This window comes from Blautia coccoides (assembly GCF_034355335.1).
Lineage (GTDB): Bacteria > Bacillota > Clostridia > Lachnospirales > Lachnospiraceae > Blautia > Blautia producta.
Map to the genome: position 1 here is coordinate 4,855,001 of NZ_CP136422.1, position 15,000 is coordinate 4,870,000.

The 15,000-nt window shown below is 46.4% G+C and carries 10 protein-coding genes, 1 tRNA gene and 1 rRNA gene (1 of these 12 running past the window's edge); 2 read left to right on the forward strand and 10 right to left on the reverse strand.

Annotated elements, in window-relative coordinates; translation table 11 throughout:
- The 5 genes from BLCOC_RS21795 to BLCOC_RS21815 form a co-directional block, all read right to left on the reverse strand.
- Positions 1-752, reverse strand: the 5' portion of a protein-coding gene (locus BLCOC_RS21795; protein ID WP_115623357.1) for a sensor histidine kinase. The gene continues 139 nt to the left of window position 1, outside the view; 752 of the gene's 891 nt are visible here — the first part of the coding sequence; its start codon is at positions 750-752; its stop codon lies off the left edge, out of view.
- A 10-nt stretch (positions 753-762) separates the two neighbouring features.
- Positions 763-1,602: an ABC transporter permease gene (locus BLCOC_RS21800; RefSeq protein ID WP_018597311.1), complete on the reverse strand. Its 840-nt coding sequence runs from the start codon at positions 1,600-1,602 to the stop codon at positions 763-765.
- A complete protein-coding gene (locus BLCOC_RS21805) occupies positions 1,595-2,509 on the reverse strand; it encodes an ABC transporter ATP-binding protein (RefSeq protein WP_018597310.1) in 915 nt (304 codons plus the stop codon). Before BLCOC_RS21805 ends, BLCOC_RS21800 begins: the two co-directional genes overlap by 8 nt.
- A 96-nt stretch (positions 2,510-2,605) precedes the next feature.
- Positions 2,606-3,271, reverse strand: coding sequence for a response regulator transcription factor (locus tag BLCOC_RS21810; protein ID WP_115623358.1), 666 nt, complete (start codon positions 3,269-3,271; stop codon positions 2,606-2,608).
- A 132-nt stretch (positions 3,272-3,403) separates the two neighbouring features.
- Complete coding sequence (locus BLCOC_RS21815) at positions 3,404-6,730, reverse strand: alpha-L-rhamnosidase (protein WP_165907345.1); 3,327 nt, start codon at positions 6,728-6,730, stop codon at positions 3,404-3,406.
- Positions 6,731-6,942: 212 nt separating this feature from the next.
- Between BLCOC_RS21815 and BLCOC_RS21820 the strand changes: the two genes are divergently transcribed.
- Positions 6,943-7,842, forward strand: coding sequence for an AraC family transcriptional regulator (locus tag BLCOC_RS21820; RefSeq protein ID WP_115623360.1), 900 nt, complete (start codon positions 6,943-6,945; stop codon positions 7,840-7,842).
- A 79-nt stretch (positions 7,843-7,921) separates the two neighbouring features.
- Here BLCOC_RS21820 and BLCOC_RS21825 read toward each other — a convergent pair whose 3' ends face one another.
- From BLCOC_RS21825 to BLCOC_RS21835, 3 genes are all read right to left on the reverse strand, one after another.
- A complete protein-coding gene (locus BLCOC_RS21825; protein ID WP_029467966.1) occupies positions 7,922-8,182 on the reverse strand; it encodes a DUF1653 domain-containing protein in 261 nt (86 codons plus the stop codon).
- A 94-nt stretch (positions 8,183-8,276) separates the two neighbouring features.
- Entirely contained in the window at positions 8,277-8,687 is a 411-nt protein-coding gene (locus BLCOC_RS21830; protein ID WP_029467965.1) for a peptide deformylase, read from the reverse strand.
- 519 nt (positions 8,688-9,206) lie between these two features.
- Complete coding sequence (locus BLCOC_RS21835; RefSeq protein WP_115623361.1) at positions 9,207-10,427, reverse strand: MFS transporter; 1,221 nt, start codon at positions 10,425-10,427, stop codon at positions 9,207-9,209.
- Positions 10,428-10,646: 219 nt separating this feature from the next.
- Between BLCOC_RS21835 and BLCOC_RS21840 the strand changes: the two genes are divergently transcribed.
- Positions 10,647-11,561 (forward strand): AraC family transcriptional regulator, encoded by a 915-nt coding sequence (locus tag BLCOC_RS21840; RefSeq protein WP_115623362.1) that lies wholly within the window; start codon positions 10,647-10,649, stop codon positions 11,559-11,561.
- Positions 11,562-11,828: 267 nt separating this feature from the next.
- On the opposite strand, the gene BLCOC_RS21845 is transcribed toward BLCOC_RS21840, so the two are convergent.
- Positions 11,829-11,901, reverse strand: a tRNA-Asn gene (locus BLCOC_RS21845).
- Positions 11,902-11,989: 88 nt separating this feature from the next.
- A 23S ribosomal RNA gene (locus BLCOC_RS21850) occupies positions 11,990-14,873 on the reverse strand.
- Between the last annotated feature and the right edge of the window lie 127 nt (positions 14,874-15,000).

Below are 15,000 nucleotides of genomic sequence, written 5' to 3' on the forward strand. Positions count from 1 at the left end.
AAACGGTCGAAAAGACGTTCCGCCAAAACCTGATCCATTTCTTTGGCATGATTCCTGAATACAATATGCCCGTTCTTCAAAAGTGTGATTTCCAAATCCCCATCGCTATACTTAACTGCATTGCCGATCACATTAGCAAGTATTCGAGAAAGGGCAGCCTTATTTAGCTGCCGCGTAATCTTTTCCTTTGGAATAAGGATTCTTGGAGTGATCCCCGCCTCTTTCAGAGCGCCATAATAAGCGGCGATACTGTCCTCAATTGCTCTGTTCAGATCCACAGACTCTCTCTCTTCATATTGATTTGCTGAGACCACCAAAGAATACCGGAACAATTCTTCTGTAAGCTGCTTCATGGTGTCGATCCGCTCCTGAATCACTGCCAGGTATACACGTACCTTTTCCGTTGCCTCTTCCTGCTCGAGCAGTTCCATATACCCACAGATTGCCGTAAGCGGCGTGCGCAGATCGTGGGAGATATTGGTGACAGCTTCTTTCAGCTCTCTGTCTCCCTGCAAATAGCGTATATGTTCTTTACGCAGCCTTCGCATCTGCCTGTCAATCTCAGCGGCAAGACGGCGCATCTTATCATCAGAAATAGTAATATCAATTCCCACATTCGTATCCCTGCCCAGCCTGGAGTCAACTTCCGCGCATATTTCATCTGCCGCCCTGCGCATTCCTGCAATCTTTATAAGTAAAATCCCGTTCCATACAACAAGAGCTGCACATAAAAAGCCAAGCAGATATAGCATAATTCTCTCCTTATTTCAAATCTTTCCTGTTAAATCCCCATATCCCAACCAGGCTGACAACTATCGTTATCCCAACAGAATAAAGACCTGATGCACATGGATGTGTAACCGCCCCCGCTGAAATCTGTATCCCCTGACCAGTAGGAAGAAAATCAAACAAAAACTGATAGACACTTCTCTGTGACGGGCTAAGATACATGGGATTAGGGATTTTCTCAATGGTCTGCGTGACTGTATCCCCCACTGTCTTTGACATAGTGACCCCGTCAAAAAATTCCGGTTCTCCCAATTTCATAGTAATATATAAAGACAAAAACAAAAGAGCAAAGATTCCCACCATACTGATGATAGCCACCAATGCCTTATTCTGATTCAGCATAGACAGCATGGAAAAAATCGCTGTAAGAGCAATAACCATAAGCAGACCGTCCAGCACATATACAACTGCCTTTTGCCATTCCATCTCAAAAAAACCAAAGAGAGGGATTCCGGTAATACATGCCGTAAACATATAGGCAAAATTCATAAACGCACCTGCGGCCGCACAGGTAATAAAGTTTGACAGATAAATATCCCTTCTGTTGCACCCTACCATCAGTTTATTGCGGATGGTTCCATCACTGTATTCCGTACCCACATAGAGGCTGACAAATGCCGAGATCAGCATTCCTATTATAATGTGAGAGGCAAAAAACACGGTGTCAAATGTAACACTCATATCATATACTTTCAAATTCCGGTATTGTCCAACACTGTCGATGACGCCATACAGTATCATGGCGATCATACCGATCCAGAAATATTTATCCTTTCGCAGGCGCAGAAAATTTGCACGCAGCAGTTTACTCATGGCTGCCACCTCCGATCAGATTGATATAATAGCTCTCCAGGCTTTCGTCTCTCTCTGTGATCTTATACACTGTACACCCCTGTTCTGCCAAAGCCTGCACAAGGTCCGTCACATTCCACTCACCAAAAACATCGGCTTCATGCTCTGAAGCAACAGCATATTCCATTTTCCTTTCATCCAGTACACGGCTGAGAGCCTGTATATCCGATACTGCTATGTGTATCCCTTTCCTGCAGGCAGCATCCAGTTCCTTTGCAGTCATTTCCTTTACGATTCTTCCGCTGTCAATAAATCCGTAATGCGTCGCAAGCCGGGAAAGTTCGTCCAAAATATGGCTGGAAATCAATACCGTGATCCTGTATTCCCGGTTCAGCTTCAGGATCAATTCCCGTATCTCGATGATACCCTGGGGATCCAGACCATTGATCGGTTCATCCAGCACCAGAAAATCCGGATTGCCGGCAAGCGCTATGGCAATCCCAAGACGCTGTCGCATTCCCAGCGAAAAATTCCTTACTTTTTTCTTTCCTGTATCCGAAAGGCCTACTAATTCCAGTAATTCTCTGATCCCATCATAGGATGGACGTCCAAGGACCGCATACTGCTCGCGCAGATTATCCTCTGCTGTCAGATCCAGATAAATAGACGGCGTCTCCACCACAGCTCCCATTCTCCGGCGAACTTTAAGAATATTGGGGGATGTATACTTTTCCCCATAAATTGTGTATTCTCCGGAAGTCGGATTCTGCAGTCCGCAGATCAGACGGATGAGGGTCGTCTTTCCTGCTCCGTTCTTACCTATAAATCCATAAATTGCTCCTTTTTCCACATGCATGGAAAGTCTGTTTAAAGCTTTGAAGTTCTTATATTGTTTTGAAAGATTCTCTGTACTCAAAACATAGTCCATATCAGTGCCTCCTTTATTTGATACAGCCATAATAGCACGACATGGTTAAGAGAGCGGTTAAGAAAAAAGTTAAGAAACCGTAAAGATACTGCCCGTTCATTGTTCACGCATTTTAAATCCAATTCCCCATACAGCTTCAATATAATCTTTTCCTGTTATCTCCCTGAGTTTTCTCCGCAGATTGCTCACATGGACTTTCAGGGAACTTTCCATGCAGTCCGGTGTATCTTCACTGATCAGATCTAGTATCCGTGCCTTTGTAATGACCTGGGAAGGGTTCTGCATAAGCAGTTTTAAAACGGCAAACTCCGTTTTTGTCAGACGGACAGTCATGCCGTCTGCCGAAACCTGATATGTTTCTGTATTGAGACGCAGCTCCTCAAACGTCAATTCTGTATTTTTAGCCGAAACGGAACCATTTCTGAGCTGCACAGTTATCCTGGCTAACAATTCTTTTGTTTCAAAAGGTTTTGTGATATAGTCAGAAGCACCTTCCAGCAAAAGATTCACCTTATCGTCAATCCCTGCCTTGGCACTGACTATAATAACGGGGATCCCGGAAAGCTTCGGAAGGATCTCCTCCCCGCTCAGCCCCGGAAGCATCAGATCCAGCAGTATCAGATCCGGATGCCTTTGTGACAAAAGGAGCAGTGCCTCAGTCCCTGAATACGCACGGAGCACTCCGTATCCTTCCTTTTTCAAAATAGCTTCTACCATATCACCGATAGGAATGTCATCTTCTATAATTGCAATATATTTCATAAAATGCCGCCTCGCTTTCTGCCGCCTTAGAATGTATCCGAAACTCATTCCGGCAATCTGCATTCAGGCAGACACGCTTTCACTCATATTGTAACAAAACAGCGGATATTATGCTATAGGCTATTGCTTCCTTTAGACGGGTATCCTGAATTCATACGTTCCTGACCCCAGCTCCTGTTTCGGCATTCCCGGCAGGATCAGTGCAGCGCATGTGTTGACCGGGATTTTACAGCTATAGATAATCTGTTCCTTCTCTTTTCTCCAACTGCTCTCAATGACTCCATACGGTGAGGATACACTGCCTGCTGCATACTCCAGTTCCCTTATCACAGGCTGCAATATAAAATGCTCATATCCCGGTCTATCCTCCTCCCTGCGGATTCCCAGCACATAGCTGTATAGCCATGACAGCACGCTTCCCAGAGAATAGTGATTAAAGGAATTCATTGCGTTCTGCCCCCCGAATCCTTTTTCCTGTGTATAGGAATCCCAATGTTCCCATATAGTTGTCGCTCCCTGGGTCACCGGATACAGCCAGGAGGGAAAGCCAGTCTGGAGCATGAGTTTATAGGCATCTTCATCAGCCCCCATATTACTCAGCGCCTGATTTAAAAGTCCGGTGCCGAAAAAGCCTGTGCCTACCGTGTGGTTTCTTTCCCTGGTTTTTCTGAGAAGATGCATTTTTGCTGCGTCACAGTTCTCCATGAGTCCGTATTCCAATCCCAGAACATAGGAACATTGGCTGTCGCAGATCTTTCCCTCCATAGTTTTGGTCATACCTGTCTCCCGGTCCACAAATGTCTCATTCCAGAACTGTCTGCATGTATCCGCAAGCATTTTGTACTCCTCTGCTGCTGTCTTTTCTCCCAGTATTGCAGAGATTTTTTCCATTATCTTTGCTTCTCTATAATAAAAAGCATTCCAGAGAAGCTGCAGGTCTGTCTCCTCCGGGGCCAGCCAGTCTCCCAGAGGGCCTACTTTTACAGCATCACCTTTTCCGGGAAGGCCTTTATCCTTCATGTAATCCATGTATTTTTTCATTCCCGGATAAAATCTTTCCAGCGTGCGCACATCACCGTACTGCTGGTATAACTCCCATGAAATGAAAATCGAAGCACATTCATATGTAATACCTCCAAAGCCGCCGCCCACAGGTGCAATCTCCGGGTACTGTCCCTCCGGTGTCTGAAGGTCTTCCATAGCCTGAAGATTCCTCTCATAAAATTGTTTCAGGCTGCTGTTCTGCAGCGCAGTACGGCAGAACACATGGGTATCCCCTGCCCATCCCATCCGTTCATTTCTCTGGGGACAGTCTGTGGGGATGTTGATGAAATTACACAACTGTGACCAGCGCACATTTTCCGTAAAACGGTTTAAAAGACTGTTGGAGCTTTCAAAACTCCCCTCAAAATTTTTGACAGAGGAATACTGCAGGCTCTCCACCTCCTGTGGTTTTGGAGGATTCTCTACGCCGCTGATTTCTATATAGCGGTATCCATGGAATGTAAAGCGGGGCTGATATATTTCCCCCTCATCCTCACCACTACATATATATAAATCTGTACTGGTGGCATCCCTGTAGTTCTCCAGCATCATCTTTCCTTCATTACCGGCGTATTCCGGCATGTGTGGATAGAGTACCTCTGCATAACGGATCACAATCTTCGTTCCGGGCTTTTCACAAAACCGGATGCGGGGTACGCCCGCCATCTCCTGTCCCAGGTCATAAAGAAAAACATTGCCTTCCAGTTCTGTGCATGTCTGTGCCTGTTTTGTGTCTACTATATATACAGGGGCATCATATCCGCCTATAAGTTCCGGTTCCCTGTCATTTACTGCGGGCCACGTGCGGCCAAACCCAGGAGGCATGGTGCGCAGTTCTTCTATTTTTTCCGGCTTTTCTGTAACCGGTGGTTCCCATTTACTGTCATCAAAATCAGGGAGGGAATAACTTGTGTAAATATCTTTTTTTGCAGCGTCGTACTGCTCTCCCAGGAAAAAGCCTGCATATCTGTAAGGTCCATCTCCAAAATATTTCCACTCTTTTGTGTTAGTTGTTGCAATGATCCTGCTGCCGTCCTCATAAGTCACCTCTATTTTTGCCAGCAGTGCCTCTTTGTCACCAAAATAATTATAATTCTTCACAACAAAGGTCTGCGCGTCACACCACCAGCCGGAGGAGATGGTTACACCAACTCCGTTCCTTCCGGGCCGAAGCTTGTCCGTGATATCATAGGTCTGGTAATTGATTCTTTTGTCATACTGAGTAAGCCCCGGATTCAACAGACGTTCTGTAATCTCCTTCCCGTTAATGCGGCAGTGATAGATTCCTCTGGAAGTTATATAAAGCCTCGCCCGCTCTACTTTCTTCTCTTTGTCCACCTGAAAGACAGATCTGAGCATAGGTATGCCGGTATTTGACGGATCTTGGGTTATCTGGCAGTCTTTCAGCTTAAAGCATCCGTTTTCCACAGGGATCAATCCCTCAAACAAATTTTTTTCTCCGTACAGATTTCCCTGGGGTGTCTCTTTTATATAGATCCGCCCCGGTGTGCGCATATTTTTCACTGTCAGGTATTCAAAATACGCGGTGTCTCCTTTGCCCGCGTAAAATCCGATTTCATTCAGTCTTGGATATGTAAGAACATCATTAACCCCTCTGGGATTCAGCATTCTTCCCAGAATCTGTCTGCCAAATGGTTCTTCCTTCTCCACCGCGTCTGCTAAGACATCATCCAGATAGGCAGCAGCATTATTGCCGTCCACAACTACCCTAAGTGTATGGAAATTGTATTTGTTCTCATCTGTGAGAATATGATCAAGGGATGCTGACGCAAATGGCACATGGCTTTTGTCTTCCTGCGCATATCCTACCCGGAAGATGTCCAGCCGCGGTTTTTTGCTATCCTCCAGGCATATTTGGTAACGGATATAATTTTCCCCTTCTAGTCCCAATTCATTTTTCGTTTTATCCAGCAGGCGGAAATCATTAGCACCAAATACAATCCCTGCTCTTTTAGCCCCTGCTTCAAGGCGGAACCTGCTCTCTATCACAAATACCCCTCTGGTGTCCGCAGCCACATGGAACCTAGGCGCGCTGATCCACTGCGCCCCTTCCCAGGGTTTCAGGCTCCCGTCTAAAAATCCCGTCTCAAACCATGTCTCTGCCTTTGTCTTTCTCCCATGATCATCGCACACTTCCACTCGCACCTGGTATCTGGTACACGGCTTTAGTTCTCTTCCTGCGTAGGAAATGCCTCTTGATTCCCTGACATACATTTCCCCAGAATCCCAGTACGGTTCTTTTTCCTTTTCTTTAAAGACAAATATCCGGCAGGAAGTCTGCAGGGTCTCCCTTAGATCTGACTCTAATTTCCAGGAAAACCGGGGGGATTTTTCATCCAGCCCAATCGGTTTTTCCATGTATTCAACCAGCAGTTCCGTTATTGTAAGACTCATCCTCTGATCCCTCCATTTTTCTACAAACAATCTCATCCGCATTTTGAATCCTCTGCCTGTTTCGCTACTAGCCAGGCTGCGCTTCTGCTTTTGGTATACTAATTATATCTTTTCTTTTTTTTGAAATCTATCCTGCTTTTCTTCCGGAAAAGTATTGTTTTTTATCCATTTTTTGATTAGTATGGAGTTAGCTTATCAGGAGGTGCGTATCTATGAAAAACAAAAAAGAGGAACCCTTTCAACATGAAGTGGTCATTACGGATGCCCGGCTTCCCCTGCGCCTCTTTTACAGCAATGACCAAAAACCGACTTATGTTTTGCCTCATTTTCATGATGATATTGAAATCATTTACCTTCTGACCGGCAGTCTCACTGTGAATATCAATAGGCAGCAGATCACTGTATATCCGGAAGATATGATCCTTTTCAACAGCAATGTGATCCATTCCACTATTTCGGAAACTGCCGAGACTACTGCTTACGTCCTTCAGCTCCCCTGTCAGTTTTTAAAGCAGTGCACAGCAGAACCCGGCAGCTATTCCTTTGAACTGCCCCGTTCCTCCTGCCAAAATCTGACTCCGCAAGAGGATAAGGCATTGATCCATCTGAAGAATACGCTGTATTCCTGTTTTTGTTTCTACCGGGATAAACCCGCCTTTTATCACGGAAAAGTCATGAGCCTTTTGTATGACTTCGTCTATACCCTGTACTCTGCCTTTTCCGTCCCTCAGGAGGTAAAACGCCACACCAACGAATTTAAATACTATGAAAGGCTTTCCTCCATCACTAACTATATAAACGAACATTATACGGAACCTATAACCTTACATGATCTGGCAGAGCTAATATCTGTAACCCCGGCATATCTGTCCCGCTTTTTCAAAAAAGCGCTTCAGATAACGCTCACCGAATACATTACCAGTATACGCCTGGAACACGCCTATACCGATCTGCTTACAACGGATTATACGGTATTCTATATTGCGGAAAAAAACGGTTTTGCCAACTACCAGATGTTTGTACAGAAATTCAAGCAGAAGTTCCATAATACTCCCCTGAAAATCCGCAGTGAGTCTCAGTACAGTCCATCCGGAAAACCTTTTGTCCCATAGGGAAATTGGAAATCTTCTGCATAATAAAAAAACTGCCGCTTTGGTCTTTTTTACCAAGCGGCAGTTCCGGCAGCAATATTCAATTTTCTATCTTCTCAAACCGGTATCTCTGACTGATCTCCGGGTATTTTTCTCTGTCCACCTCACTCATGAACATTTCGTACGGCCTGGCCCATACTCCAAACGGGCGGTATAGTGCCTGATAGATCACCAGTTTTTCATTTGTCTCAGAATGCGTCGCAAATGCAAGAATCTGATACAAATATAAATCACTGTCCGGATGCACTGTTTCTCTTTTAAAATTCCTTACAATATCCCCTGGTCTCAAATCCCGTTCCATGATATTCTCCTCCTTGTGTATACTTACGAGGCTCTGCCTGGCTGCTGTATGTTTCCCTCAAGTGAAGCTCTCTGCTCCATCACCTCTTATTGTCTCATATTACAATCCCATCACAATGGTCTATTTCATGCTGTATGATCTGCGCGGTCCATCCCTTGAAACGCTGTCTGCATCGCTTAAAATCCCGGTCCCTGTATTCTACCTCTATAGTTTCATACCGTCTGGTCTTTCTGCTTCCCTCCAGGGAAAGGCATCCCTCTTCCGTGTCATATGGCATAGATTTTTTAATTATCACCGGATTCAGCATAGCCAGGTCTGCCTCGCCTGCACTGACCACAATAATCCTTTTTTTAATGCCGATCATGTTGGCCGCCATCCCTACACACCGCTCCCTGTTAGCCTGTAGTGTGTCCAGCAAATCCCTTACCACCTCATCGTCATCCCTGCCGGCAGGTTCCGATGTTTGACTCAGAAAAAAAGTGTCTCTCACAACTGTTCTTACCATAATCTCTCCCTCAATAACTGCTCGCTATTCTTTCAGACATTTCCCAGGCGCTGTCACTCGGTCCAAAGTAACTTCCGCTTTCTATTCTATCTCTTTCTCCGTATCCGCCTTCCATTTGGGAAATATAAGAAATTCATCTGCTTGAAGTATAACCGATTTTCTAATTATATACAAGTATCCATATATCTCCGGCATTATACAAAGCTGCTGTCGGAAAACTATTCAAAGGCTGCTTTCCTGGACCAGCAGATGTCTGCTCTTCTCCCATTTTGCATAACGAAATTACAATCTTCCACTTTTTTCCAGTCTTTTTCTACAACAAATTTTCACCACATTTAAAATTCCACAATTTCAGCAGTGAATTTTTTTAATATTTGTTCACACTTTTTCCTTGAAATAAGGTATAAATAAATTACCCCCAATACATTATATAGTTTTTGCTACACCCCATAAGAAGAAATACCTTCTCCAAAAAGACCAGCTCCCCCGCTGGTCTTTTTCCTTATACACAATTTCTTTTTAATTCTCCTCAGCAGTACAGAATCCTGCATTCTTTTGTCCCACAGCAATATGAAGCTTTTCCGACATGATTACCATTAGTACCAAGATAACTGCCATAAATGCCGGATAAAGTCCAATATTTATATACTGCGCAATAAGCCCGAACAGGGGCGGAACCAGGCAGGTTCCCACGTAAGCGGCTGCCATCTGGACTCCAATGACTGACTGGCTTAAATCAGCTCCAAAATTGGCAGGTGTCTCATGGATGATGGAAGGATAAATGGGCGCACACCCACAGCCAACCAAAATCAATCCTGCAAAGAGCACCGTACCTCCAACAGGAAGAAGAATACAGACAATACCCACGGCAGTTACCACTTGTCCCAGGCGTATCATGTTGCGGTCATTCACTTTCATAGTGATAAACCCGCACACAAACCGGCCTGCTGTGATTCCCATATAGAAAAGGCTTGCCCAGCGTGCTGCCCGCTCCGGGCTGATTCCATGATATAAGGTGCAGTAGCTGGCTGCCCAGATACCTGCCGTGCTCTCCAGAGCACAATAACAGAAAAAACAGATCAGCACTTCCTTTACCCCTCTCAGCCTTACAAGCTGTGGCAATGTATAGTGCCGGCCCGGAATCTTTTCGGAGGTTTCCGAACCATTCTCTGTTTTACCTGCATGGGATTTCTGCATCTTCCTCCAAAGCGGAAGCGAAAAAATCAGGACTGCAGTCAAAGCCACCTGCATAATGGAAATGGTCAGATATCCGCCGTTCCACTTTAATCCTCCCGTCACAGCCCATCCCATTACTACAGGTCCAATACTGGCTCCCAATCCCCACATACAATGAAGCCAGCTCATATGCCTGGCGGGATAATGCAGCGCCACAAAATTATTGAGCGCCGCGTCAACACTTCCCGCTCCCAATCCGTAGGGCACAGCCCAAAGGCATAAAAGCCAGAAGGAATTACTGATAGAAAAACCAAATAATGCCACAGCAGTCATTCCCACGCTGATAGCAGTAACTTTTCCGGCTCCCAGTCTGCGGGTGAGATAATCACTTGCGAGGCTGGAAACAATTGTCCCTGCAGCTATGATCATAGTGATCATACCAGCCCAGGAGACAGACGCCCCCAATTCTTGATACATACTGGGCCATGCAGATCCAAGAAGGGAATCCGGAAGTCCCAGACTGATAAATGCCAGATAAATAATGATCAATAACAATGATGCCATACCCTATATACTCCTCTTATGTCTAAAATCCAGTTTACAGTCCATCCTTTCCCGAAAGTGCAATTCTTCTCTTAAGAAAAGCGCCTCCTTAAACGGTGGCTGCGAACCGTAACTTTTCTGTATCTTGGCATATTATACTTCAAATTGCCGATTGCTTCCATAAAGATTGCGTATTATACTATAAGAAAAACGACAGACTAAAATATCCTGAGGTGAAAAATGATTAGCAATCCCATACGTGTTGATGAAAAAGGCAGAGAACTACTGAATCATGGGAGCCTGGCCTTCCCTTGTGCGTGGTATTACAGCGGGGCGAACCAGGGCGATGTGCCCTGGCACTGGCATGAAGAAATCGAGCTGGTGTATCTGAGCAGAGGGACCCTGCAGTGTTCTGTGGGAAATCAGCGTTTTCTTCTTTGTGCAGGAGATGCTCTCTTTATCAATACAGGTATTCCCCATGCCTTTTTTGAGGAACCGGGCATTCCCTATGAAGAAAGCGACATTGTATTTCATCCTCGCCTGATCTACGGAGATGTTGGAAGCATACTTTACGAGAAATATATGCTTCCGCTCATGCACTGCCCATCCATGGCAGGCTTTGTCTTTCGTAGGGACACGGATTGGCAGAGAGAAGCATCCCTTTCCATAAAAGACGCTATCACTGTGTGTAAAAGAAAACCGGATTTCTATGAGTTTACCGTACGAAGCTTACTGACCAATGTCTTTACTCTCCTTCTCAGACATAACAAGGGACATCTAGAACAGGGGGAGACCAGGGCCTCTTTTCTGATGGAACGTGTGAAACGGATGCTGGATTACTTCCATAGCCATTTCCAGGAGTCTGTCAGCGTTACACAACTGGCAGCTCAGGCAAATATATGTAAGCGGGAGTGCCAGAGAGATTTTAAGAAGGTACTTGGCCTGACACCCACCCAATATTTTGAGCAGTACAGACTGGCCATGTCTGTGCATCTTCTTACAGAGAGCAGTAACAGTATTATAGAAATCGCCAATCAATGCGGTTTCCAAAGTCCCAGCTACTTTACAAAACTTTTCAGGGAGCGGTACGGAGTCACACCTTCAGCCTTCAGATTGCATAATGAACCAGCGGATAACATCCGTTTTCCGGTCTAATTCTACAATGAATTTTCTCTGTTTTTAAAACTACACAATTTCTATCCGGATATTTTTGAAATTTTGTTGACACTTATCTGTCGAAATATAGTATAAATAAATTACCCCCAATACATTATATAGTTTTTGCTACACCCCATAAGAAGAAATACCTTCTCCAAAAAGACCAGCCCCCAGCTGGTCTTTTTATTTGTATTAGGAAATATTAATTTAAATTTTCTGTACAACAAAAAACTCCGCAAACATAATTGTTTACGGAGTTTAAAGCTCCCCCTGTTGGACTCGAACCAACGACACTGCGGTTAACAGCCGCATGCTCTACCGACTGAGCTAAGGAGGAATAGATACACTGATACACCGTACCTTCAAAACCGCATATACAAAACACAAAAACCTTTTTTCAAACCCGCCGTTTGCACTTTCGTGCTCAGGTCAAGCCCTCGACCGATTAGTAGCAGTCAGCTCCATACATTGCTGCACTTCCACCTCTGCCCTATCCACCTCGTCGTCTTCAAGGGGTCTTACTTCTTTATGAATGGGATATCTCATCTTGAGGGGGGCTTCACGCTTAGATGCCTTCAGCGTTTATCCCTTCCAGGCTTGGCTACCCTGCCATGCAGTTGGCACTGCAACAGGTACACCAGCGGCCCGTCCATCCCGGTCCTCTCGTACTAAGGACAGCTCCTCTCAAATATCCTACGCCCACGCCGGATAGGGACCGAACTGTCTCACGACGTTCTGAACCCAGCTCGCGTACCGCTTTAATGGGCGAACAGCCCAACCCTTGGGACCTACTACAGCCCCAGGATGCGATGAGCCGACATCGAGGTGCCAAACCACTCCGTCGATGTGAACTCTTGGGAGTGATAAGCCTGTTATCCCCAGGGTAGCTTTTATCCGTTGAGCGATGGCATTCCCACTTAATACCACCGGATCACTAAGCCCTACTTTCGTACCTGCTCCACCCGTCGGTGTCGCAGTCAAGCTCCCTTCTGCCTTTGCACTCTGCGAATGGTTTCCAACCATTCTGAGGGAACCTTTGGGCGCCTCCGATACTCTTTCGGAGGCGACCGCCCCAGTCAAACTCCCCGCCTGGCATTGTCCCACCGCCGGTTAACGGCGGCTGGTTAGAAGCCCAATACTGCAAGGGTGGTATCCCAACAGTGGCTCCATGGCAACTGGCGTCACCACTTCTTAGCCTCCCACCTATCCTGTACATGCAATACCGGACCCCAGTACCAAACTGGAGTAAAGCTCCATGGGGTCTTTCCGTCCTGGCGCAGGTAACCAGCATCTTCACTGGTACTTCAATTTCACCGGATGCATTGCCGAGACAGCGCTCAAATCATTACGCCTTTCGTGCGGGTCGGAACTTACCCGACAAGGAATTTCGCTACCTTAGGACCGTTATAGTTACGGCCGCCGTTTACTGGGGCTTAAATTCAATGCTTCGTCTCCTGACATCTCCTCTTAACCTTCCAGCACCGGGCAGGCGTCAGCCCATATACCTCACCTTTCGGTTTCGCATAGACCTGTGTTTTTGCTAAACAGTTGCTTGAGCCTATTCTCTGCGGCCAGGTCTCCCTGGCACCCCTTCTCCCGAAGTTACGGGGTCATTTTGCCGAGTTCCTTGGCAATGCTTCTTCCGTCGGCCTTAGGATTCTCTCCTCATCCACCTGTGTCGGTTTACGGTACGGGTACGATATGAACAATAGCGGCTTTTCTTGACGCATGGCTCACACACTTCCCTACTTTAGTTCGGTCCGCATCACGTCTTCGGATTGCCACACGGTTTTTCCTATGTGACTCCTACCTCGCTTGCCCCGGGATACCATTCCCGGGTTGTGCTCTCCACACGTGTCCCCACAGTTCTGTCATATCGCAGTACAGGAATCTCAACCTGTTGTCCATCGGCTACGGCTCTCGCCCTCGCCTTAGGCCCCGACTTACCCAGGGCAGATCAGCTTTACCCTGGAAACCTTAGATATTCGGCCACAAGGATTCTCACCTTGTTCTCGCTACTCATTCCGGCATTCTCTCTTCCATGCAGTCCACAGCTCCTTACGGTACTGCTTCTTCCCACATGCAATGCTCCTCTACCAATGACTATGTCATTCCTCAGCTTCGGTGTCGTGTTTTAGCCCCGGACATTTTCGGCGCAGGACCTCTCGACCAGTGAGCTATTACGCACTCTTTGAATGTGTGGCTGCTTCTGAGCCAACATCCTGGTTGTCTTTGAAATCCCACATCCTTTTCCACTTAACACGCACTTTGGGACCTTAGCTGGAGGTCTGGGCTCTTTCCCTTTTGACTATCCAACTTATCTCGTATAGTCTGACTCCCGGCAATCAATTCTATGGCATTCGGAGTTTGATATTCTTCGGTAGGCTTTGACGCCCCCTAGGAAATTCAGTGCTCTACCTCCATGAATCTGTGCCGAGGCTAGCCCTAAAGCTATTTCGAGGAGAACCAGCTATCTCCGGGTTCGATTGGAATTTCTCCCCTATCCACACCTCATCGCCACCCTTTTCAACGGATGTGCGTTCGGTCCTCCACTACCTCTTACGGCAGCTTCAACCTGGACATGGATAGATCACCCGGTTTCGGGTCTGCACATACTGACTCTGGCCCTATTCAGACTTGGTTTCCCTACGGCTCCGCGTCTTAGACGCTTAACCTTGCCAGTATGCACAACTCGCCGGACCGTTCTACAAAAAGTACGCGGTCCCTCATATAAAGAGGTTCCACAGCTTGTAAACACAGGGTTTCAGGTTCTCTTTCACTCCCCTCCCGGGGTCCTTTTCACCTTTCCTTCACAGTACTATGCACTATCGGTCACTAAGGAGTATTTAGCCTTACGGGGTGGTCCCCGCTCATTCCCACAAGGTTTCTCGTGTCTCGTGGTACTCTGGATCCTGCCATGCTGTCTTGGATTTCATGTACGGGGCTTTCACCCTCTCTGGCTGGCTTTCCCAAAACCATTCCATTATCCTCAACAGATCAATTATGCAGTCCGAACCCCGCCATGCACGCATGACGGTTTAGGCTCTTTCCCGTTCGCTCGCCGCTACTTAGGAAATCGAGTTTTCTTTCTTCTCCTCGGGGTACTTAGATGTTTCAGTTCCCCCGGTTCCCTTCCATACGTTATGGATTGGCGTATGGATACATGAGGTTTGCTCATGTGGGTTTCCCCATTCAGATATCTCCGGCTCATAGGATATTTGCTCCTCCCCGAAGCTTTTCGCAGCTTATCACGTCTTTCATCGGCTCTTAGTGCCAAGGCATCCACCCTGCGCTCTTTCTTGCTTGGCCTTACCAGATACCATAGCGTTGGTACCTGACGGCTTGGGTTGTTGCTTGGTTTTTGTTACTTTATTACTCTTCGCTGTATTTCTACAGCGCCTCGTTTTCGTCTCTATCTTTACGTTTAACGTATTCT